Origin of the sequence: uncultured Psychrobacter sp., assembly GCF_947495825.1 — a bacterium.
In the GTDB taxonomy this organism is placed as follows: domain Bacteria; phylum Pseudomonadota; class Gammaproteobacteria; order Pseudomonadales; family Moraxellaceae; genus Psychrobacter.
The window spans coordinates 233681-255728 of the sequence record NZ_CANMAH010000001.1 but is presented as its reverse complement, the minus strand read 5'-3'; the positions used below and the strand labels follow the sequence as shown (position 1 = coordinate 255728).

Annotated in this window: 17 protein-coding genes; 9 read left to right on the top strand and 8 right to left on the bottom strand. The window is 42.5% G+C overall.

Annotated elements, in window-relative coordinates; all coding sequences use genetic code 11:
• Window positions 1-84 precede the first annotated feature (84 nt).
• From Q0895_RS01060 to Q0895_RS01040, 5 genes are all read right to left on the bottom strand, one after another.
• Window positions 85-720, bottom strand: a complete 636-nt coding sequence (locus Q0895_RS01060; RefSeq protein ID WP_299184846.1) for a glutathione S-transferase family protein — start codon at window positions 718-720, stop codon at window positions 85-87.
• A gap of 88 nt (window positions 721-808) precedes the next feature.
• On the bottom strand, window positions 809-1486 hold the full coding sequence (locus tag Q0895_RS01055) for a type 1 glutamine amidotransferase domain-containing protein (protein ID WP_299184845.1): 678 nt from the start codon (window positions 1484-1486) through the stop codon (window positions 809-811).
• Window positions 1487-1718: 232 nt separating this feature from the next.
• Window positions 1719-2768 (bottom strand): NADP-dependent oxidoreductase, encoded by a 1050-nt coding sequence (locus Q0895_RS01050; RefSeq protein WP_299184844.1) that lies wholly within the window; start codon window positions 2766-2768, stop codon window positions 1719-1721.
• A gap of 34 nt (window positions 2769-2802) precedes the next feature.
• Complete coding sequence (locus Q0895_RS01045; RefSeq protein WP_299184842.1) at window positions 2803-4020, bottom strand: iron-containing alcohol dehydrogenase; 1218 nt, start codon at window positions 4018-4020, stop codon at window positions 2803-2805.
• A gap of 402 nt (window positions 4021-4422) precedes the next feature.
• Entirely contained in the window at window positions 4423-5067 is a 645-nt protein-coding gene (locus tag Q0895_RS01040; RefSeq protein ID WP_299184840.1) for a TetR/AcrR family transcriptional regulator, read from the bottom strand.
• Between the two features lie 410 nt (window positions 5068-5477).
• On the opposite strand from Q0895_RS01040, the gene Q0895_RS01035 reads away from it, so the two are divergent.
• Window positions 5478-6962 carry an aldehyde dehydrogenase family protein gene (locus tag Q0895_RS01035; RefSeq protein ID WP_299184838.1) on the top strand — a complete coding sequence of 495 codons (1485 nt, stop codon included), beginning with the start codon at window positions 5478-5480 and terminating at the stop codon, window positions 6960-6962.
• 103 nt (window positions 6963-7065) lie between these two features.
• Here Q0895_RS01035 and Q0895_RS01030 read toward each other — a convergent pair whose 3' ends face one another.
• A complete protein-coding gene (locus Q0895_RS01030; protein ID WP_058368549.1) occupies window positions 7066-7296 on the bottom strand; it encodes a hypothetical protein in 231 nt (76 codons plus the stop codon).
• Window positions 7297-7470: 174 nt separating this feature from the next.
• Between Q0895_RS01030 and Q0895_RS01025 the strand changes: the two genes are divergently transcribed.
• Both Q0895_RS01025 and Q0895_RS01020 read left to right on the top strand, forming a co-directional pair.
• Window positions 7471-8724, top strand: coding sequence for an NnrS family protein (locus Q0895_RS01025; protein WP_299184836.1), 1254 nt, complete (start codon window positions 7471-7473; stop codon window positions 8722-8724).
• Window positions 8725-9023: 299 nt separating this feature from the next.
• Window positions 9024-9533 carry an Rrf2 family transcriptional regulator gene (locus Q0895_RS01020; protein WP_299184834.1) on the top strand — a complete coding sequence of 170 codons (510 nt, stop codon included), beginning with the start codon at window positions 9024-9026 and terminating at the stop codon, window positions 9531-9533.
• A 153-nt stretch (window positions 9534-9686) separates the two neighbouring features.
• Here the strand turns inward: Q0895_RS01020 and Q0895_RS01015 are convergent, their stop codons facing one another.
• Together Q0895_RS01015 and Q0895_RS01010 are read right to left on the bottom strand one after the other, a co-directional pair.
• Window positions 9687-10514 carry a carbonic anhydrase family protein gene (locus Q0895_RS01015; RefSeq protein ID WP_299184832.1) on the bottom strand — a complete coding sequence of 276 codons (828 nt, stop codon included), beginning with the start codon at window positions 10512-10514 and terminating at the stop codon, window positions 9687-9689.
• Window positions 10515-10600: 86 nt separating this feature from the next.
• The gene (locus tag Q0895_RS01010) at window positions 10601-11347 is read right to left on the bottom strand and encodes a hypothetical protein (protein ID WP_299184830.1); all 747 of its coding nucleotides are present in this window, start codon (window positions 11345-11347) and stop codon (window positions 10601-10603) included.
• Between the two features lie 321 nt (window positions 11348-11668).
• Between Q0895_RS01010 and Q0895_RS01005 the strand changes: the two genes are divergently transcribed.
• The 6 genes from Q0895_RS01005 (at window position 11669) to Q0895_RS00980 (ending at window position 22020) form a co-directional block, all read left to right on the top strand.
• Window positions 11669-12736 carry a hypothetical protein gene (locus Q0895_RS01005; protein ID WP_299184828.1) on the top strand — a complete coding sequence of 356 codons (1068 nt, stop codon included), beginning with the start codon at window positions 11669-11671 and terminating at the stop codon, window positions 12734-12736.
• A 715-nt stretch (window positions 12737-13451) separates the two neighbouring features.
• On the top strand, window positions 13452-14606 hold the full coding sequence (locus Q0895_RS01000; protein WP_299185331.1) for an MFS transporter: 1155 nt from the start codon (window positions 13452-13454) through the stop codon (window positions 14604-14606).
• A gap of 282 nt (window positions 14607-14888) precedes the next feature.
• Complete coding sequence (locus Q0895_RS00995) at window positions 14889-16559, top strand: fatty acid--CoA ligase (protein WP_299184826.1); 1671 nt, start codon at window positions 14889-14891, stop codon at window positions 16557-16559.
• Between the two features lie 292 nt (window positions 16560-16851).
• Window positions 16852-18894 (top strand): propionate--CoA ligase, encoded by a 2043-nt coding sequence (locus Q0895_RS00990; protein ID WP_299184824.1) that lies wholly within the window; start codon window positions 16852-16854, stop codon window positions 18892-18894.
• Window positions 18895-19197: 303 nt separating this feature from the next.
• Entirely contained in the window at window positions 19198-20682 is a 1485-nt protein-coding gene (locus tag Q0895_RS00985; RefSeq protein WP_299184822.1) for a CoA-acylating methylmalonate-semialdehyde dehydrogenase, read from the top strand.
• Between the two features lie 177 nt (window positions 20683-20859).
• The gene (locus Q0895_RS00980) at window positions 20860-22020 is read left to right on the top strand and encodes an acyl-CoA dehydrogenase family protein (protein WP_299184820.1); all 1161 of its coding nucleotides are present in this window, start codon (window positions 20860-20862) and stop codon (window positions 22018-22020) included.
• The last annotated feature ends 28 nt before the right edge of the window (window positions 22021-22048 follow it).

Genomic DNA, 22048 nt, shown 5'->3' with positions numbered 1-22048 from the left:
TATAAATAAAAAGGAGCCCAATTTAATTGGACTCCTTTTTTTGATGTCTGTTTATAAAAACCAATCTTGCATAAATAAGTCTGTCTAGTTTTTTACTGATTCATCATGCTCGGCTTCAAGACGCATGGCGCTTTGATAGCTATCAATATTAGCAAGCTGTAAGGCATATTGCTTAATATGAGGATAATCCTCCAACTGGTTGCGCTTAGCAAGCATAATCAAATCAAACGATAGCATAAAGTCCGCACCGCTTAATTTATCGCCTACAATGAATGATTTATCTTTTACTTCATCATTTAGATAGCTAAGCAGCTTGTGTTTTTCTGCACCGATATAACCATTCAAAAACTCATTATCGTTGATGCCAGCTTTGTTAGTAAACAATTCGAGCAATAAAGGCACCATGAGCGAGCTTTCAGCAAAATCTATCCACTGCAAATAATGCCCATAGTCACTGCTATCTGTAGCAGGGCGCAAACTATCAGGTGCAAAGCGCTCAATTAATAATTGGGTAATCGCTCCTGATTCTGCGTACATCACCCCATCTATTTCAATCACGGGCGACTTACCAAGTGGGTGTACATCTTTAAGACTATCCGGCGCCAAATTGGTTTTGGCATTACGTTGATAGCTGACAATGTCGTAAGACTCTCCTAGCTCTTCTAAAAGCCAGAGAATGCGTAGCGAACGTGATTGATTAAGATGATGTAAGCGAATCATAATGTTAGCCTCTTTGTATAGTTTGTGGTGTGCAAAGTCAATGCTACTAGTTTTTGTGCATTGATCTTTGAGCCTCAGTATTTAAGCATTAACCTTTGAGCTTGGTCATTAGCCTTTTAGCTGCTTCTTCTGATGAAGCTGGATTTTGACCAGTTACCAATAAACCATCTTCGACCACAAATGACTCCCAATCAGCAGCTTTTTCATAGTTGCCACCATTGGCTTTTAGTGTATCTTCTACCAAGAACGGCACCACATCGGTAAGGCCAACGGCGTCTTCTTCAGTGTTGGTAAAGCCAGTAACCGTCTTGCCTTTTACCAAGTATTCGCCATCAACCTTGACGTTTTTAAGTGCAGCGGGCGCATGACAAACAAAAGCAACAGGTTTGTCTTGTTTCACAAAACTCTCAATCAAGTTGATAGAGTTTTCATCAACTGCCAAATCCCATAATGGACCATGACCACCAGGATAGAATACGGAGTCGAAGTCTTCTGCTTTTACATCGGCAAGTTTTTTGGTATTGGCAAGATGTTTTTGCGCATCGCTGTCTTCTTTAAAACGTTTGGTATCTTTGGTTTGTGTGTCTTCAGTGTCGCTACTAGGATCAAGCGGTGGTTGTCCACCAGCAGGAGAGGCGAGCGTCACATTAGCCCCAGCATCAAGAAAAGCATAATAAGGGGCGGCAAATTCTTCTAGCCAAAAGCCAGTCTTCTTACCAGTATCGCCCAATTCATCGTGTGAGGTTAGTACCATTAAAATATTCATAGTTTTCCTTTTTATTAAAGTTATTTTTAGATTATTGATGATTAGCAGTCACGTTTAAGTAACTATGCTTAATCAGTAGTTTTACTAACGATGACTGCTAGCCATAACCATGTAACAGTATTCATGGTTAAGATGTCATTTTCAGTAGTTGTCTTAACAAATTATGTTGTTAAGTCGTTATTTAATTGATTGTTATTTAACCGTCCATCGAACGTCAACCAATTAACAAAAGCTATTTTACATCCGCTACTTTAACCACTGTTTTACCGAAGTTATCACCATTTAGCATACGAACAAAGGCATTTGGTGCATCGTCTAAGCCTTCAGCGATGGATTCTTTGGTTTTCACATCACCAGACTCTACCCACTTGCTCATGGTTTTAAGAAACTCTGGGAAATGATCGCCATACTCTTCAAAAATGATAAAGCCTTTGATGGTTAAACGACGGCTCAACACATTGCCCATTAATAGACCCAAACGATCCTTGCCATCAGGCAGTTCAGTGGCGTTGTATTGTGAGACAAGGCCACATACTGGAATGCGTGCATGAGCATTTAATAATGGCATGACGGCGTCAAATACTTTACCACCGACGTTTTCATAATAGATATCGATACCGTCTGGGCAAGCGGCTTTTAGCTGCTCGGCAAAATCGTCCGCTTTATGGTCAATACAGACATCGAAGCCTAGCTCATTAACAGCGAAATCGCATTTTTCTTTACCGCCTGCGATACCGACAGTGCGGGTACCATATTGATTACCAACTTGACCAACCGTTGCACCAACTGGACCTGTTGCAGCAGCGACGACCAACGTCTCGCCTTTTTTTGGTTTACCAATATCGGTCAAACCCATGTAACCAGTAAAACCAGGCATACCCAGTACGCCTAAACCATAAGAAGGGTTTGGCATATCTTTGTCAAGTTTCAGTACGCCTTCGCCATCACTGACGCTATAATCCTGCCAGCCAGAATTTGATACCACCAAATCACCGACGGCAAATTTGTCAATATTAGATTCAACGACTTGAGCAACCGTTGCACCCATCATCACATCGCCAACTTCTAGTGGATCAGCATAGCTTTTTGCATCGCTCATACGTCCGCGCATATACGGGTCTAATGACAAATAGACGGTACGTAGCAGCATCTCATTGTCATTTGGCGTTGGGATATCGCTGGTAGTCATGTCAAAGTTGTCAGATGTTGGCTCACCATGAGGGCGGCTGGCCAATTTAATTTGACGGTTTGTTTCTTGATTTTGTTGCTTATCAAAGCTCATTTTAATCATCCTTTTTAATTATTGGTTTAAGGTTTTAAGCGGCGCTGGTTAACGAGCGCTCTAAGATACGACGTGATACTTCTAAGTCATTATTACCGTGCTCACCCAGTTTTACCATATTATGCGCTTCAAGCTGCTTGATGATTGGGTCAATCGCTGACTCATCGAGTTCGGCATCCGCTAAGCTAACTGGTAGGCCAAGGCTACGGAAGAAGTTTTCAGTCTTAACGATAGCAGTCTCGATGATGCTGTCATCGTCTTGTTTTGTATCAGTATTGCTATCGATAGCCCAAACGTTACGTGCATATTGAAGTAACTTGTCCTTTTTGCTCTCTTTAAGCTCACGCATTACCGACGGCAATAAAATAGTAAGGGTACGGGCATGATCAATGCTATGTAATGACGTGAGTTCATGACCAACCATGTGTGTCGTCCAATCTTGTGGTACACCAGTACCAATCAGGCCGTTAAGCGCCATGGTGGCTGTCCACATAATATTCTTACGTGTTTCTAAATTCTCTGGATCTGCTTTAACCGCTGCGCCTTCTTCAATCAAAATCTTAAGTAAGCTCTCAGCAAAGGCATCTTGTACTTTTGCATTGACTGGATAGGTCAGATATTGCTCCATTACATGGACAAAGGCATCAGCAACACCATTCATAACCTGACGTTCAGGTAATGTGAGGGTCTTAGTAGGATCTAGAATTGAGAACTTGGGAAAGACAATTTTATTACGGAAAGGCAGTTTTGCTTGGCGCTCACTATGGTTGACCACGCCGCCATTGTTCATCTCAGAACCCGTTGCTGGAATAGTTAGCACGGCACCCAAATCGATAGCATTATCGATGTTTGCACAGCCGCTAAGTAGTGCATCCCATGCTTTCTCACGTGAGACAGTGCTGTCATCTTCATTAAGTGAAGATACGAGGGCGACAAATTTACTACCATCAATGACTGAACCACCGCCAACTGCTAATAAGAAATCAATGTTATGTTCATTGACCATATCAGCGGCTTTGAGCAAAGTATTAAACTCTGGATTTGGTTCGATACCGCCAAACTCAAAGACTTCGCGATTGCCACTCGCTGCTAGCGCTGTCCTAACTTCGTCTAAAGTACCAGTGCGCTCAGCTGAACCACCACCATAAGTAATCAGTACTTTTGCATCATTGGGCACTAGATCTGATAGTTTCTTAATTTGGCCCTCACCAAAGACGATACGTACTGGGTTGTAATATTGAAAGTTGTTCATAAAATTCCTGAAATTCATTGGGTATGTATGGTTTGTGCGTATAGTTTGCAAAAGCAAATAGGAAAATTATCCAAATCGTTTTTGCGTATGTGGGCATTGTACAGTAATTAGACCGGTCGTCTAGTACTATTTACAAAACTCTCGTATATCTATAATTCATAATAAGCTGATGGTGAAAGTGAGAAGGCGAGAATCTTCGCGCAGAACTTAAGATGCGAACCTAGTAGCACATATGCTGTTAAGCGCTACTTAGATTATTTTGAGGGTGGCTTAGTTAGAACTAGAGTTAGGCGACTAAAGACAAATAAGGATATATATTTAAGAAATAGTAAATCTTAAAAACATTTTTGTAAAATCGAGGTTAAATTAGAAAAGAGCTAGCTATAGAGCAAAGAGCCGCTATTAGCGACCCATCTCAGTAGTCGTCATTTGCCATACTTCGGCAAGTGGTGTATTGGTTTGACTGATCTTAGCGATCAAGCTGGCTCCCAGCCAAGCGAAGTACCAACGCTTCGCCATACTCTCTGCGGCTATATTATCCAGTTTTGGTACAGAATTATCTGCCCAGCCCGCTTTGATTTGTTTGGCAAGCCAGCTAATAGTTTGCTGGTAGCCAGCGTAAAGTACCTTACGCATTGGCTCTGACATATCGGCAACTTCAGCACTGAGCTTAACGACCAAGCATTTTTCGTGATCACAGCCATTTTGCTGAGTGTCATACCAGCTTTGAAAGTAGTCATAAAGCTTTTGCTGCGCGCTAATATCTTGTGCGTCAATAGTCTCAAGGCGGTTCTTATAATTAGTAAAGTAATGATTGATAATGGCTTCACCAAACGCTTCTTTTGAAGCAAAGTAATGGTAAAAAGACCCTTTAGGCACGCCTGCTGTATCTAATATTTGTTTGATACCGACAGCGGTAAAGCCTTTTTGAGCGATCAGCTGATAACCTATGGCTAATAGGTGAGTTTTGGTATCTAACGACGCACCACCAAGTACAGTGCTATCTGCAGACTCAATACTCGGTGATGTAGTAATCTTAGTAGACATAAGAGCTATGTTCTCCTTGGAACGTTGCTATTTATTTTTATAGTTATATGAAGTAGGCATATGAACAAAATAGATTTTAAATAAAGTATTAAGTTGTGATAGGTAAGGATCGTTACGAGATTCTACAACTCAACAATGCCATTCAATGCTATTTTATATATTTTACGATTTATCAACAATGTTTAGTGCCGAAGCGGTCTTGTTTTAGTTGCTCTCTATGTTAGCATTAGACCAGTCGTCTAGCAAGCTTAGCTTCTGGCTCGCTAGGCATACAGCTTGGACTTATAGATAAATAGATAATTTGTATTCGAAGTAGAGTTTCTTTTAATTTTTCCAGAACAACTTTATAAAGAACAATTTTAATTAATTATCACACTAATAATTATATCAACCAATCAAGGATAGTAGTTATGACAACCAATAATAGTAATAACAACACCTATAGCGATTTTCATCTGCAGTATATCGCAGGGGAGTGGCAAAGCGGTCAAGATGACAGCGTCAATACTGATGTCAACCCATACAGTGGCGACACGCTGGTCGAGATTAAACAGGCGACCAAAGAGCAGCTTGATGACGCTTATCAGGCAGCAAACACAGCACAAAAAGAATGGGCGCAAAAGACGCCAGCTGAGCGTGCTGCGGTCTTATATAATGTCGTCAAGGTCTTAGATGAACGTCAAGATGAAATAGTCGATTGGCTCATTAAAGAGTCGGGCAGTACGCGCATTAAAGCAATGGTAGAGTTTGGTAGTGCGCGTGCGATTATGCTTGAAGCGGCAACTTTTCCTAACCGCGTCCATGGTGAGATTCGTCCATCGAATATACCTGGTAAAGAAAACTTCGTGTATCGTGAGCCAATCGGTGTCGTAGCCGTCATTAGCCCATGGAATTTTCCGCTACACCTCACTCAGCGTTCTATCGCACCAGCGCTCGCACTTGGTAATGCGGTCGTATTAAAGCCTGCCAGTGATACACCTATTACAGGTGGCTTATTGCTCGCCAAAATATTTGAAGAAGCAGGTCTGCCAAAAGGATTGCTTAACGTCGTCGTTGGTGCTGGTAGTGAGATTGGTGATGCTATCGTCACGCATGATATTCCAAGCTTTGTATCATTTACTGGCTCAACCTCAGTGGGCAAACACATTGGCGAGCTGGCCAATGGTGGCGATTACATCAAACAAGTCGCGCTTGAGCTCGGTGGTAATAGCCCATTTGTGGTATTAAAAGATGCTGACATCGAGCAAGCAGTCAAAGCCGCAGCCTTTGGTAAGTTCCTCCATCAAGGTCAAATCTGTATCGCTATCAACCGTATTATTGTTGAAGACGAGATTTATGATGACTTCGTAGAGCGCTTCTTGGCGCATGTTAAAACTTTAAACGTCGGTGATCCGAATAAGCAAGATACGGCAGTCGGCCCAATTATCAATGAAAAACAAGTTAAATCACTCAAAGAAAAAATCGCTCAGGCACAAAAAGAAGGTGCCAATATGATTTTGAGTGGGGAGATTAAAGGTCAAGTGGTGCCGCCGCACATCTTTACCGAAGTGACTCGCGAGATGGACTTATCGTGTAATGAAGTGTTTGGGCCAGTGGTTGGTATCATCCGTGCTAAAGATGAAGACGATGCATTGTCGATTGCCAACGCTTCTATGTATGGTTTGTCTAGTGCTGTATTTACATCGGACATGCAAAAAGGTCTGCGTTTTGCGCGCGGTATTAGAGCTGGCATGACTCATATTAATGATATCTCAGTCAACGATGAGAGCAATGTACCGTTTGGCGGTGAGAAAAACTCAGGTATTGGGCGCTTTAATGGTGAGTGGATACTTGAAGAGTTTACCAGAACGCACTGGATATCAGTGCAGAACGAACCGCGTCAGTATCCATTTTAATAGCATTAGGTTTAATTAAGATAGATGAAAAAGACCGCTCCAATGGCGGTCTTTTTTATGTGAATCTTGCATCTGGACATTAGACATTTTATCTATGGCAGTCCTAATGAGAATGAAAACCTAGCAGGGCGCCAATTTCTTCGACAGTCATATTTCTAACGAGCGCTTGCTCTTCTACCGATAAGCGATTGGTATGTTCTTTTATCATCGTATGGATGCTACGAGATATCTCAGAGGTCGTTGCATAATACATTTGCGGCTGCTCTTTGGTCAGAATCATCAAAAACTTATTGACGATTTTGCGTTTTTCTTCCGGTGCGTTTTCTTCAGTCATAGTATTCTCCTAGAAGTGAACTATTTAAGCAGTCAGGCTCGTGACAGTCAATGCTAGGAGTGTAATATCAATGATAAGGGAGCATTAATGTTTATCGCTATTCGTTGTATAATTTATAAGATTCATATAATATGAATCTTATAAATATCTTCTTATATGACTGAGAAAGCAGTTATGCAATCTATCAATTTGCCTAGTAAGCCGCCAAGCTCCCCGCATCCTATTCTTAATCTAAGCTTTCGCATATTTTTTAGTGGTGCGGCCTTGTTCGCTATCATAACGATGGCGTTATGGGCATTTGTGTTTACTGGTCATACTGATATAGAGGCACAGGTGCTAAACCCACTATATTGGCATGGTCATGAGATGATCTATGGTTATGCCTTGGCAGTGGTTGCAGGGTTTTTGTTGACAGCGGTAAAAACTTGGACAGGGGTTATGATGCCACATGGCTATAAGCTACTGGCTATTTTTACTTGCTGGCTACTGGCACGCCTTAGTTGGTTTGCTTTTGGTCTTGGAATGACGGTTTCGGGTAGTAGTGTACCGTTATTACATGCTGCTGCAATTTTCGATTTATTGTTTATCGGCTCGATGGCTTTTGTTATCTTTCGAGCGGTATGGCAAGTCAAGCAATATAAGCAGATGGGTATTTTAGCCAAGCTGGCACTATTAACTTTGGGTAATGGATGGTGTTATTGGGGTATTGTCAACGCAGACATGAGTATGACTAGAGTAGGTATCTACTTGGGTTTTTACTTAATTATCGGTTTGGTATTGACCATTGGTAGGCGAGTGGTGCCATTTTTTATTGAACGGGGTCTTAGCGTAACTAATGCTGAAGGCGTCAAAGAAATCGTCACCCTACGTAATAGTAAAGTGCAAGATATCGCCAGCCTATTGTTCTTTTTGGCCTTTTTTATTGTTGATTTGTTTTATCCTAATAAGTACCTGCTTACCGTTACAGCGCTTGGGGTGGCAGTGGTCAATATCGTGCGCCTAAAAGGTTGGTATCATCGCGGTATCTGGCAAAAGCCCTTATTATGGTCGCTATATATCGCGTTTTTGGGAATGTGTTTGAGTTTTCTGCTCTATGCGCTGCAACCATGGTTAGGTTACGCCCATAGTATTGCTATGCATGGGCTAGCGATTGCAGGTGTTGGGATGATGACGGTCGCGATGATGACGCGGGTCTCACTTGGACATACAGGGCGCAGTATTCATAAGCCACCCAAAACTGTAAATATGATGTATATTTTGATGGTGCTGGTATTTATGAGCCGAGTACTGTTACCGCTCGCTGACATGAGTCATTATCTATTATGGATTATGATCGCTCAAGGTGCATGGATTGCCTGCTTTGTGCTATTTTGTATCAGCTATCTATCCATGCTGGCGCGTCCTAGACCCGATGGCTTATTTGGGTAATGAAATGTGGCGGTTAAAGTGTTATCAAAAAGGTCTAATTAACCATTTTAGGACAATCAAAGTTTAGATATATTTAGTCAACTTTAAAACCTATACCGTGCTACTAGAATAAATTTTACTTGCGTGCTGTGTCTACGCTGACAGAGGCTACGTAAAAATTATTCCAGTAGCACAGTGATAGTAGGCTGCCGTCTTTATTTCGAACTGACTATAACTAAGTCTAATTTAGATAAAGTCTTAAAAGTTTGATTTTAAAAGAGAAATTATAAGTAATTTGAATTAAATAGGGGCGCAAATCTATGCGACTGACCAACTATAGTGACTATGCACTGCGCTCGTTAATTTACTTAGCAGTGAGACCAGAACCTGAGACGCTAGCAAATATCAGCGATATTGCCAGCAGCTATCATATTTCTAAAAGCCATTTAACCAAGATCATTCATCAATTGGGTCAGCTAGGTTATATAGAAAGTGTGCGCGGCAAAAACGGCGGTATTCGTTTGGCTTATGAGCCAAAAGACATCAATTTGGGTGTATTGATCAAACAGATAGAGCCTGACTTTGATTTGGTTGAGTGCTTTGCTACAGTGAGGAATAATGATAGTCAAAAGCCTCGCTCGGAGGGCTTACCGATTACCTTTATTAGCGAAGAAGACAATAAACCGGTAGGTTGTGTGATTACGCCAGCATGTCAACTCAAAGGCATATTTTTTGAAGCGCTAACGGCGTTTATTAACGTTCTTGAAAAATATACCTTAGCAGATGTTATTGATAATAAAGATGAGTTAAGACAATTTCTGTTTTCATAGAAGCAATGTAGTCAAGATATAAAAATGATAAAAGGACTCAAAACCAGCGACACTAGATCGTAATTTTGAGCCCTAATTTTAAGTATTTAAATTTATCATTCTTCGAAAAATCAATAATTAAATTTGCAATTAGTAATTAAATTTAATGAATAATTAGTGATTAAGCTGCTCTACTTTACGCGCGCCTTGTGGCTGAATAGGGCGGTTATTGCCTTCATACAGATCAGACATAATCGCAAACTGATCACTAGCAAGGGTTAGTGGTTTTTTACTGACAAACCATTGTACTTGTTCTGAACATGGCGGCGTCGTGAGCGAACCATCATAATGATAGAAGGTAGGCATAACCGGTGCTAAAGCAGACAAGTCTACGCCATTAGCCGTGTATTCATCATCGTTTTGAGTTGTCAGCTCAGTACCATTTAGTAACACCCGTAGCACATCATTGGCCTCACCAATTTGCAGCATGATACCCACTACAGCAAGATTGCCTTCGCTATTAGCGTGCACAAAATGGATCTCGCCAGGATAGCTCTGGCTGCCGATTTGATGCTCGCTTGGAGTATGGTAATGAAACTGCTTGAGCACATAGCGTTCGTTCTCTACCATAATAGCGTTGTCTTCGGTCGTCGGTGTATAAACAACCGTATGTCCATTGTCATGGATGCGAATGTTGGCCGATTGAGCATAGTTAATCACAGGCGCAGCTGTGCTACTGGCAGTCACTTCTTTGATATTGATAGGGGATTGCTGTTTACCAATTTTGCAGGCACTAGCGCCTTCGACATCACCCCAGTACTCGGGACCCGTGTTACCTTCGTATGACCACTTAGGATGATGGACACTGTTATTATCTTGCGGTGTCACTACGGTGACATTGTTATCAGTAGGCTGGTCTGTCAAAGCTTCATGATTTGTACAAGCAGAAAAACCTAGAGTGCTTACTGCCAGCACAGCGGTTGCTAAATAATGACGATTCATATTACAGTCCTTTTTATGGTCAAAACGTTCATATTACCGTTAATCCAAAAATGAGCGGTGAGGTATGTCTGTTAAAGCTTACAAACTTAAGACTTTTCAAGCTTAGGGCGTGCTTTTTCAATCGCTTTTAATAGTGCCTTCTCAAACCCGCCAACCTCAAATGTGATTAAGCTTGAATGGGCAGCACAGAAATTATGGGCATCGCGCCATTGATGTGCCAGCTCGGTTGCCCAGTCGCAATATTGCTTGCCAGCATCTGGCTCATCTTTAAGCGCTTGCTTGGTTGTAGGATGCAAGAGGAGCTCAGGTAATACCGCCTCAAGCACTTTCGCTGGTGGGCTCATAAAAGTATCATCTATATGCAAACTTCTGCTGGCAGGATGGTAAGCCAGTAACGAGCCTGCATGGATTTTTTCATTAGGAGAAATATAGTAGATGCCTTGAGGTAAAGAAAATTTGAGCTCCGGATAGCGTTCGGCTACTGCATTGCTCTCTACTAAGTCGTCTGCCCATGGTATTTGAGGTACTTGTTTATGATGACGGCTACTCCCATAAAATTCGGCTTGCGGAAAATCTTTTGCCATCTGCTCACAATGTACGGTATGAAAAGGATGAAGGTTCAATACAGCCTCGACATCTTGACCGTCATTAGTCAATGCCATAACTTGATCTCGTACATCACCAGTCAGCTCGTAGCTGTCCAAAAAGACAAACTTGCCTGACTCTAACTGTACGAGCGAGCACTGGGTACCTATGTCAAGTACACCGCCTAAACGAAAAGATCCACGTATGTTCCAAAACCCTGCGCCTAAATTATAAATTTTATCTGCCATCTTTCTTATTCCTTATTGCTTAAAGAGTAATTTGATTGTTTAACAAAACAGTTTGTATATATACGACTGTCGCTACATTATTTTTAGAGATTATGAACTTAAGGTTTGCCAAAGTCTGTTATAAAAGGGATGTGGAATGTATAGATAGTTTAAGTCAAAGCCAATTGAACAACTAAAGTAGAACATAGTATGGTTATAACAATGCATGAATGGTTTCAACGATTATAAAAAATATGTACTGAGGCATTTAATAGGCAATACTTGACAGTATGTACTAGCAATTGGTATAAAGCATCTACCTAAACGAATATAGACAGACAAATGCCTACATCATCAGACTCAACCCTCAAAAAGATATATGTTAAAGATTATCGTTCTCCGCAAGCGGCGATAGACCATGCTAAGTCTATCGGCGGCGCTCGGATTATATTCCCTAATGGCGACTATCCTTGCAGTTTGGTAATCGATAGCCCGAATATTGAGCTATTTAGTGATGGTAATACCATTTTACGGGCAAAAACACCTTCTACTGTCGTTGATGTAAAAGCAGGCGGCATAAACTTCGTCCTAGATGGATTTGACATACGAGGTCAAACATTGCGAGATGAGCTCACCTCTAACAGAAATGGCACGCACAAAAACACCAAGGCCCTGCACTGTATTCGTATTCAAGAGCGCGGCGCTCGTCTCAAAAACTTCAAGACAAGCGGAGCAAGGTACGATGGTATCTACCTTAAATATAATGGACAGATTGATTTTGAGGCTCAGGATTTTTTGTGCGATTCTACCGCTCGTAACCCAGTATCTATTATTTCAGGCCAAGGATTTAAGTTTATACGCGGTAAAATGCGTTTGGATAATAAATTCTCTGCCGGACAAGGTAAACTAAGAAGCGGTATATATTTATTTGATTGTGAACCCAATAATATCAACGATAAATATCGCGATATTAAATTCACAGACGTGGTCTTTGAAAACGCGGGTACAGGTTATGGCAATAATCAAGTTATATTCCAAGACACTAACATAGGCAATTCAAATGATTTAGGTGTGTACTTTGAAGACTGTCAATTTATCAAATCGGGCGCAGCGACAGGCTCTGCTTATGTACGCCTAAAAGCTGACACAAAATTAAAGGAATTTAGCAATATTCACTTTAAGAAAACGCGCCATCAGTTTAGAGCAATGGCAATTGCAGGAGGTCGTGAGTTATTGCTCAAAAACTCAACGTTTGAAGATATGATCATTGATGAGCAGAGTTTAACATTTGCAATCAAATTGTCGACCGGGTGTAGGGTCGCAAATATAAAAACAACCACAAATAAGCCTGTTAAGTTGCTTTTGGATAAGAAAAGTAATGTCAAAGTTATAAATGTCGCAGGATATTAAGCTCATAGTATTGGTTCATAAGTACTGGTTTATAAGCACTGATTGATAGGTACTGTCACACAATGACTAATTCATACAAGCCGCAGTCAGCGGCTTTTTTTGTGTTTTAAGATAAGTCAGCTGTGCGGTGATTTTATCTCAACATTTAGATGTAGACCTGGATTTTGGAAGTTTTATTCAAGACATTTTCCTTGCGCAGCTAAAATTGGCATACAATTTTTTAACGCTGCTCATAAGTCACCTATTATACTGGGCTTAAGTTGTCGTGAATAACTTATTAACAATATTACTTAGACTGAATTAAAGTTCAGAAATAGGGTATAAATGACAGTGTAAGAAACTAAATAATGAAAAACAAGCAGTATGTGCATTAATGCGACAGCTAATGTCGTAATAGGTGGAATGGCAGTAACTTGGTAACCAAAATTACATAACATTTTGCATCTTAAGGCTAACTTTTAGTGTGGTACTATGTTGCCCTTGTCGTTATTATAATTTTAGACTTGGACATTTATATGTTTATAGTCTGTTCCTACCACCCATGTCGATAGTCATCGTACCTTATGATAATCATCGCGCTTAATATAGTCAGTATCCTGTGAATCATAAACCAAACAACGCTTTATCCAACCATAAAAAACAAGACAACGCTAAGTCCACTGGACTTAAGAAATCAGCAAATAAAAATACCTCGCAGCCCAGTCCGCCTTCTTGGATTTTGAAGCTAACCGTTGGTTTGATTGGGATGTTTGCTTTTTTACAAGTGTATTCTATTCAAGCGGTCTTACCTGTACTAATGCTAGACTTTAGTGCCACTGAAGTACAAGCAGGTATGGTCGTTGGTGCGACAGTGATGGCGATTGCTATTATGTCGCCATTTTTGGGCATGTTATCTGATGCTGTAGGGCGCAAATCATTTATTGTCGGGGCGTTATTGTTTTTGGCGATACCGACAGCGCTTATAGCACAAAGCCCAGATATTGGCTGGATGGGTTTGTGGCGTTTTATGCAAGGCCTATCGGTACCTGGTATTACGGTAGTGACGATTGCTTATATTGGTGAGGAGTTTGAAGGGCGAGCAGTTACCGAGCTGATGTCATTTTATGTCTCAGGTTCGGTGCTTGGTGGTTTTTTGGGTCGGTTTTTGCTTGGGCATTTGCATGAGTTCATTGGTTGGCGTCATGGCTATTATGTGATGGCCGCGATGACACTTATCGGGGCACTATGGGTAGTGAAAATGCTACCATCATCGCGCCAGTTTGAGGCCAATCCAAACTTTCGCTCAGCTATGCAAACACTGGGTGAGCATCTGACCAATCGCTACGTGGTGACGGCTTGCTTACTTGGTGCTTGTGTACTGTTTTCTCTAGTAGGCTGCTTTACCTTTATCAATTTGCATCTGGCCAAGACTCCATATGAGCTAGGTACTGGACAGCTTGCTAATATCTTTGCCGTTTATTTAATAGGCGTCGTCATTACCCCATTATCGACCACACTATTACGTCGATTTGGTTCAGCTCGGACGGTGCGAGTAGCTGTCATAGTATCTATGATAGGAGTGCTGTTGACTTTAGTGACACCATTGTGGGGAGTTGTTATTGGTCTTGCTATTATGTCATCTGGTGTCTTTATCACCCAATCTGCGACCATCAGTTACATCGCAGTCAATGTCAAAAAGGGACGCAGCTTAGCTTCTGGTCTCTATTACATGAGCTATTACGCGGGCGGTACGATAGGAGCATGGCTATGCGGTATTGCTTATGGGCGCGGAGAGTGGACAATGACAGTATGGCTGTTATTAATCCTGCAGATTCTTGCATTACTCATAGCGAGCTTTGGTATGGTTAAAACAAAATCTCGTACTGCATAAGCCTCGTACTGCATAAATCTCGTATGGCATAAGTCTTATACTCTTAAAACAACTATTTGCTAACACAATGTGACAAGTAGTGGAATCATTATCCTCGAATGCTGAGTATTGCCATGCTTACGAGCGCACGCTTTACATAGCACTGGTTTTTTCTTACTATCAATAAATGATTGAGTAAAAGACGGCTTATCAAAGTCATCGTTTATTTTAACAATATAACTATTACCGCCCTCAATTATTTATAAACAGTTCACAATAACGACAAACAAGGAAGTCTCATCTATGTCAAATATATACCATAGCGCACCGTCGGCTTATGAATTTCCATTACTTATTAAACAGCTACTAAACCGTGCCAAAACCGTCTCATTGGATCAAGAGATTATATATGCGGACAAAAAGCGCTTAACTTACAAAGATTTATTTACTCGTATCGATCGCTTAGCCAATGTCTTAGCAGATTTAAATCTTAACGCAGGTGATGTGGTAGCCGTCATGGATTGGGATAGTCATCGCTATCTGGAATCGTACTTTGCTGTGCCTATGTCGCAGTATATTTTGCAGACGGTCAATATTCGCCTGTCACCTGAAAAGGTTCTTTATACCATCAATCATGCCAAGCCAAAGGTACTGATGTTGAACTCTGAGTTTGCACCTTTAGTGAAAGACTATCAGTTTGAAAACTCAAGTATTGAGCATATTATTTGGCTTGATGATAATGACGTGTCGCATGAAGGCATCTTTGGTAGCAACCAAAGCCGCGTAACGGGTGAATATGAGGCGTTATTAGCAGCAGCCGATAGTGAGTTTGATTTTCCAGATTTTGATGAAAACACGATAGCCACAACTTTTTATACCTCGGGGACGACAGGCGATCCAAAAGGCGTATTCTTTAGCCATCGTCAACTGGTCTTACATAGCTTGGCAGAAGCAGCATCATTGGGGATGTTGCCTAACAAACAAGGCGTCAGCTACGGTGATATCTATATGCCAATGACACCGATGTTCCATGTCCATGCTTGGGGTTTTCCGTTTACTGCCACTATGATTGGACTAAAGCAAGTCTATCCAGGACGTTATGCGCCTGATACTTTGTTAGATCTAATCATCAATGAAGAGGTAAGTATCACGCATTGCGTACCGACAATATTGCAGATGGTACTCAAAGAGGCACAAGATCGTGATGTCAGCTTCAATGGTCTAAAAATGATTATTGGTGGCTCAAGGTTGACAGAAGGTTTAGCCAAATCCGCATTGGCGCAAGACATTGAGGTATATACAGGTTATGGGATGTCAGAGACTGCACCATTGATTAGCTTGACTGACTTTAGCCTCAATGAGCCTGAGATGACTGAGGAAGAAGATATCAATCGTCGCTGTATGACGGGTAAGCCCGTACTTATGGTCGATGCGCAAGTCTGGGGTACAGATAATGAGTCGGCGGGTATTGGTAAAGAGAACACAGGCGAGCTGGTATTGCGGGCGCCTTGGCTGACTCAAAGTTATCTAAAAAATGACGATGCTGGCAAAGAGCTGTGGGAAAACGGTTATATGCATACTCAAGATATTGCTTACGTCCGACCTGATGGTTATATAAAAATAACCGATCGTCTCAAAGACGTCATCAAATCTGGTGGTGAGTGGATATCCTCATTGGAGATTGAAACCATTTTATCATTGCATCCAGCAGTGGCCGATGTGTCAGTCATTGGTGTCCGTGATAAGCAGTGGGGAGAGCGTCCATTAGCGTTAGTAGTCTTAAAGCCTAACAAACAAGACACCAGTGCTGAAGATATTATTGAGGTAGCAGAGCAAGCAGTTAATAAAGGTATTATTCCCAAATATGGTGTACCGAGCGAATTCAAGTTTGTTGATGAGCTACCTAAAACCTCAGTAGGAAAACACGATAAAAAGGTAATGAGAGAGATGTATGCCGATCAGACACAGGTGTAATGGTTATCAATTTATATGACCCAATTATAGTTTATGAGCGAAACAGTTGACCTTTATTACTAGCTCTGTTACATTTTAAACCGATATCCACTAAACCGATACACTATGTATTGTTTTTATAGGTATCGGTTTTTAATTCTGGCAAGGATAGCCAACATAATAATAGCCAATCAGTTATATAAATTTGTAGCATTATTTTTATATGATACAAAGCTACTATTAAAATCCATTCATTATTGCATATATTATAGTTGTGTTGTTGTACACTTCGTTTACGCTAAGGATAGCCAATATGAGCGAGCAAACCATCAATCTAGCTTCTAGTCAAGCCTCCAAAAATACCGACGCCTCCGTGCAAGATTCTACTTTTGCTGATATTTACAGTGATTCGATAAATGATCGAGAGCAGTTTTGGGCAGACCAAGCCAAACGTATCTACTGGCATAAAGAGCCTGAGCAAATTCTTGATGACAGTAATCTACCGTTTGCTAAGTGGTATGTCGGCGGTGAGACCAATCTTTGCTACAACTGCGTAGACCGTCATATCCCCGAACGAGCCGAGCAAGATGCTTTTATTTGGCTCTCGTCTGAGATTAACCAAGAACTGATAGAGACTTATCCAGCAGTTGTTGACGCATTTAAAGACTTAGGAAACAACGTTGAGTTTTATACGGACTATACCAAGCGTCGTTTGACCTATAATGATCTTTATAAAGAAGTCAATTACTTTGCAGACGTGCTAAAACGTCATGGTATCGAAAAGGGCGATCGTGTCATCATTTATATGCCGATGATTTTGGAGGCTGCCTATGCCATGCTTGCCTGTGCTCGTATTGGTGCGGTGCATTCGGTCGTATTTGGTGGCTTTGCTGCGCATAACCTAGCCATTCGTATGGATGATGCCGAGGCAAAAATGGTCATCACCGTCGATGCTGGTCTACGCGGCGGTAAAGTAGTCAATTATAAAAATCTTGTCAATCAAGGGGTCGAGCAAGCAAACATAAAACCTGAGCATGTGCTGGTGGTCAACCGCGGTGTGTTGCCGTTTAAACCACAAGATATTGATGTGGATTATGCAACCCAGCGCCAAATCAGCTGTGAGGCCAGCGCTGTGGTTGAGCCAGTTTGGCTAGAGTCAAATACCCCCTCTTATCTGCTTTATACCTCTGGTACCACAGGTACGCCAAAAGGTGTGCAACGTGATACGGGCGGTCATGCAGTTGCCCTGACCACCTCGATGGATTATATCTATGATGGCAAAGCGGGCGAGACCTTTTGGGCGATATCAGATATTGGCTGGGCGGTCGGGCACTCTTATACCATTTATGCCCCATTGCTTGCTGGCATGACCAGTGTGATGTATGAGGGTCTGCCGCATCGTCCGAACCCCGGTATCTGGTGGCGAATTGTCGAAGCCAATAAGGTCAACATATTATTCACCGCGCCGACTGGTGTGCGTATGCTCAAAAAGCAAGATGAAACTTGGATGACCCGCTACGATGTATCGAGTGTTAAGTCTTTCTTTTTAGCAGGTGAGCCTCTTGATGAATCAACGGCCAATTGGCTGACTAAGCATTTAGGAGTACCGATTCTAGATCACTATTGGCAGACAGAGTCTGGTTGGCCAATTTTGAGCAACACGCCCAAGTTTGATCACAAACCGCACAAACAAGGCTCACCTGGTTATCCAATGTATGGCTATGATGCCCGCGTCCTAAACGAAGAGACAGGTGAGCCGTGCGGTGCCGGTGAGAAGGGGTTGCTAGCGATTAGCGCGCCACTGCCGCCTGGCTGTCTTACCACAGTATGGCGTAATGATGAGCGCTTTATGAGTAGCTACTTTGGTTTGTTCGATGGCAAGCAGTACTCTACCTCAGACTATGCGGTAACTGATGAAGATGGCTATTTTTATATCTTAGGACGCACCGATGATGTGATCAATGTCGCCGGCCACCGTATCGGTACCCAAGAGATTGAGGAGGCAATCAGCACCCATCCAGAGATGGCGGAGTGTGCGGTCGTGGGCATTCAAGATGAGTTAAAAGGGGAGTTGCCGATTGCCTTTTGTGTGCTAAAAGATCATGAACAAGTCGCAACGACCGAAAACCGTTTCCGCATTGAGCAGCAAGTCATCGGTGCGGTGGTAAAATCGCTTGGCGGTATTGCAAGGCCGGCTGCGATTTATTTCCCGCAAGCACTGCCAAAGACCCGCTCTGGCAAAATCCTACGCCGTGCTATTCGCGCATTGGCGGAGAATAAGCCCACTGGCGATATGTCAACGCTTGATAATCCGACTGCGATTGATGCCATTAAACAGTCCATGAAAGACTACTAGTTAATATGAAAGGATAATCTGTATTCGCTAGTTGTGAATAACTATTTTAAAATCGCACAAAAGCTCATGACTCGTCATGGGCTTTTTTATTGACTCAACTAAACTATTAACAAGGAGAGTTAACGTTACCAAAATTTCAACAAAGCACTTGACCCTAAAATTGATTTATTGTTATAGTCAATAACGATACAAAATAAATCATTTTAAAATAAAGCGTCATTAAAAGTAAATCATCACGCTTAACCCTCTTCATAGTTACAGACGCGCTTAGCAGCAGTCTCGCAAACAAGATAAGGATATCTTATGCACCACGTTCAGCAGCTCATCAATGGCCAATTCACTAAATCAACGACTGATGAATGGCTCGATATTACTGATCCCGCCACACAAGAAGTTATCGCTAAAGTTCCTCAAACTTCTGATGATGAGATTAACCAAGCAGTCGCAGCTGCCCAGACAGCTTTTCAAACATGGCGCAAAACGCCAATCACTACGCGTGCGCGTATTTTTCTAAAGTATCAACAACTAATACGTGAGCATATGGATGAGCTGGCAGAGATATTGACTGCAGAGCAGGGCAAAACCATTGCTGATGCCCGCGGGGATGTGTTTCGTGGTTTAGAAGTGGTTGAGCATGCAGCAGGTATCGCCAACTTGCAGATTGGCGATTTCGTTGAAAACGTTGCCTCAGGCGTTGATACTTATAGTATTTGGCAGCCGCTTGGGGTCTGTGCTGGTATTACACCGTTTAACTTTCCAGCGATGATTCCGCTCTGGATGTTCCCAATGGCGATTGCTACGGGTAATACTTTTATCCTAAAGCCGTCTGAGCAAGACCCGATGGTGACCATGCGTTTGGTTGAGCTGGCTGTCGAAGCTGGCGTACCTGAAGGGGTGCTAAATGTGGTTCATGGCGGTAAGGCTACGGTTGATGCTATCTGTGATCATCCAGATATCAAAGCGGTTTCCTTTGTTGGTTCGACTGCTGTTGGTAAGCACGTCTACGAGCGCGCCAGTAAATCAGGCAAACGTGCCCAGTGTATGATGGGTGCCAAAAACCATGGCGTTATCCTGCCTGATGCCAATAAAGAGCAAACGCTCAACCAGCTAGCGGGCGCTGCATTTGGTGCAGCAGGTCAGCGCTGTATGGCGCTATCAGTCGTGGTGCTAGTTGGTGCGGCTGGCGAGTGGATTGATGATATTAAAGCCAAGGCTGAGGGTCTTGTGGTATCAGCAGGTAAGCATGATAAAGACTTAGGTCCACTAATTTCTCCGGCTGCAAAAGCCCGCGTCGAGCATTTGATTGATACTGGTGTGGAAGAAGGGGCGAGCTTGATTCTTGATGGTCGCGGCATCACTGTCGAAGGTTATGAAAAAGGTAATTTCGTAGGACCTACTATCTTTGACAACGTCACAAGTGACATGCAGATTTATCAGCAAGAAATATTTGGCCCCGTGCTTTGTATTATGCGAGCTAATAGCCTTGATGAGGCGATCGAGCTACTCAATGCCAATCCACATGGTAATGGTACGGCTATCTTTACCCAGTCAGGAGCGGCGGCGCATAAGTTCCAACAAGATATTCAAGTCGGTCAAATCGGTATTAACTTGCCGATTCCTGTACCACTACCAATGTTCTCATTCTCAGGTTCACGTGCTAGTAAGCTTGGCGATCTTGGCCCTTATGGTAAGCAAGCAGTGCAGTTCTATACTCAAACCAAGACAGTGACTGCTCGCTGGTTCGATGATGAGGCAAGTCGTGCGGTGAATACCACTATCTCAATTTAATCGTTCATTCCCTGTATTTGCGATGTCGTGTTAATCTTGTTTGGTATGTTTCTTACTATTTAAGCATAGTTTAAACACACTTTTACGATTGTCACGATGTCGCTGTTATACTGTATTAATGACAACGATATAAAACCTAATTCACCATATTTGCAATGCATGCACAAGGATGACCCTATGGACTTTTCATTAACGGATGACCAAATCGCCTTTCGTCAGACTGCACGGCAGTTCGCTCAAAAAGAGCTAAAACCGAATGCCGCTGAATGGGATCGTACCTCACATTTCCCGATTGATGTGATTAAAAAGTCAGGAGAGCTTGGCTTTTTGGGGCTTTATACCAATCCAGACTACGATGGTCTAGGGCTACCTCGCTTAGACTCTGCCATGGTGTTTGAAGAGCTGGCATGGGGAGATACTTCAGTTGCTGCCTATATGAGTATTCATAATATGGCAGGTTGGATGATCGGTGAGTATGGTAGCGATGCACTATGTAAAAAATATCTACCAAAGATGGTCAGCGGTGAATGGCTTGGCAGCTACTGCTTAACAGAACCCAATGCTGGCTCGGATGCCGCATCATTACGTACCAAAGCCGACAAGCAAGGCGACTATTATGTGCTAAATGGCGAAAAAACTTTTATCTCAGGCGCAGGCTCAACCGATGTGTTGGTCGTTATGGCACGGACAGGCGGGGCTGGGCCAAAAGGGGTTTCAGCTTTTGTCGTCGATGCTCATAGCGATGGCATTGAATACGGCAAAAACGAGCATAAAATGGGCTGGAAAGCACAACCAACGCGTGCTATTAGTTTTAAAGATGTTAAAGTGCCAGCCGAAAACTTAATCGGCGAGGAAGGGCAGGGTTTTCGTATTGCCATGAAAGGCCTAGACGGTGGACGTATCAATATCGGTATCTGTGCTGTTGGTACCGCGCAGTCGGCGCTTGAGACCGCCACCAATTATGTGCAAGAGCGTAGTCAGTTTGGTAGCCCGATTGCGAACTTACAGTCGGTGCAGTTTAAGCTTGCTGATATGTTGACCCAGACCATTACCGCACGGCAAATGCTGTATCTGGCGGCCAACAAAGTCGACAATCAAGACAGCCAAGCATCGACCTACTGCGCGATGGCAAAGCGTCTGTCTACCGATCTTTGTTTTGATGTCGCCAACCAAGCGCTACAACTGCATGGCGGCTATGGTTATCTTAATGAGTATCCGCTTGAGCGCCACGTGCGTGACTTGCGCGTCCATCAGATACTAGAAGGCACCAATGAGATCATGCGTGTGATCGTCTCGCGTCAGCTGATGCAAGATGATGCGCTGAGCCAGCTACGCTAATCTTGGTATTAGGATTTTAGCAATTGTA

Coding starts and splice junctions, on each gene's coding strand:
- Q0895_RS00990 (WP_299184824.1), top strand. CDS start 16,852: ATGAGCGAGCAAACCATCAATCTAGCTTCTAGTCAAGCCTCCAAAAAT.
- Q0895_RS01030 (WP_058368549.1), bottom strand. CDS start 7,296: ATGACTGAAGAAAACGCACCGGAAGAAAAACGCAAAATCGTCAATAAG.
- Q0895_RS00985 (WP_299184822.1), top strand. CDS start 19,198: ATGCACCACGTTCAGCAGCTCATCAATGGCCAATTCACTAAATCAACG.
- Q0895_RS01010 (WP_299184830.1), bottom strand. CDS start 11,347: ATGGCAGATAAAATTTATAATTTAGGCGCAGGGTTTTGGAACATACGT.
- Q0895_RS01005 (WP_299184828.1), top strand. CDS start 11,669: ATGCCTACATCATCAGACTCAACCCTCAAAAAGATATATGTTAAAGAT.
- Q0895_RS01060 (WP_299184846.1), bottom strand. CDS start 720: ATGATTCGCTTACATCATCTTAATCAATCACGTTCGCTACGCATTCTC.
- Q0895_RS00995 (WP_299184826.1), top strand. CDS start 14,889: ATGTCAAATATATACCATAGCGCACCGTCGGCTTATGAATTTCCATTA.
- Q0895_RS01045 (WP_299184842.1), bottom strand. CDS start 4,020: ATGAACAACTTTCAATATTACAACCCAGTACGTATCGTCTTTGGTGAG.
- Q0895_RS01015 (WP_299184832.1), bottom strand. CDS start 10,514: ATGAATCGTCATTATTTAGCAACCGCTGTGCTGGCAGTAAGCACTCTA.
- Q0895_RS01035 (WP_299184838.1), top strand. CDS start 5,478: ATGACAACCAATAATAGTAATAACAACACCTATAGCGATTTTCATCTG.
- Q0895_RS01020 (WP_299184834.1), top strand. CDS start 9,024: ATGCGACTGACCAACTATAGTGACTATGCACTGCGCTCGTTAATTTAC.
- Q0895_RS01025 (WP_299184836.1), top strand. CDS start 7,471: ATGCAATCTATCAATTTGCCTAGTAAGCCGCCAAGCTCCCCGCATCCT.
- Q0895_RS01040 (WP_299184840.1), bottom strand. CDS start 5,067: ATGTCTACTAAGATTACTACATCACCGAGTATTGAGTCTGCAGATAGC.
- Q0895_RS01050 (WP_299184844.1), bottom strand. CDS start 2,768: ATGAGCTTTGATAAGCAACAAAATCAAGAAACAAACCGTCAAATTAAA.
- Q0895_RS01055 (WP_299184845.1), bottom strand. CDS start 1,486: ATGAATATTTTAATGGTACTAACCTCACACGATGAATTGGGCGATACT.
- Q0895_RS00980 (WP_299184820.1), top strand. CDS start 20,860: ATGGACTTTTCATTAACGGATGACCAAATCGCCTTTCGTCAGACTGCA.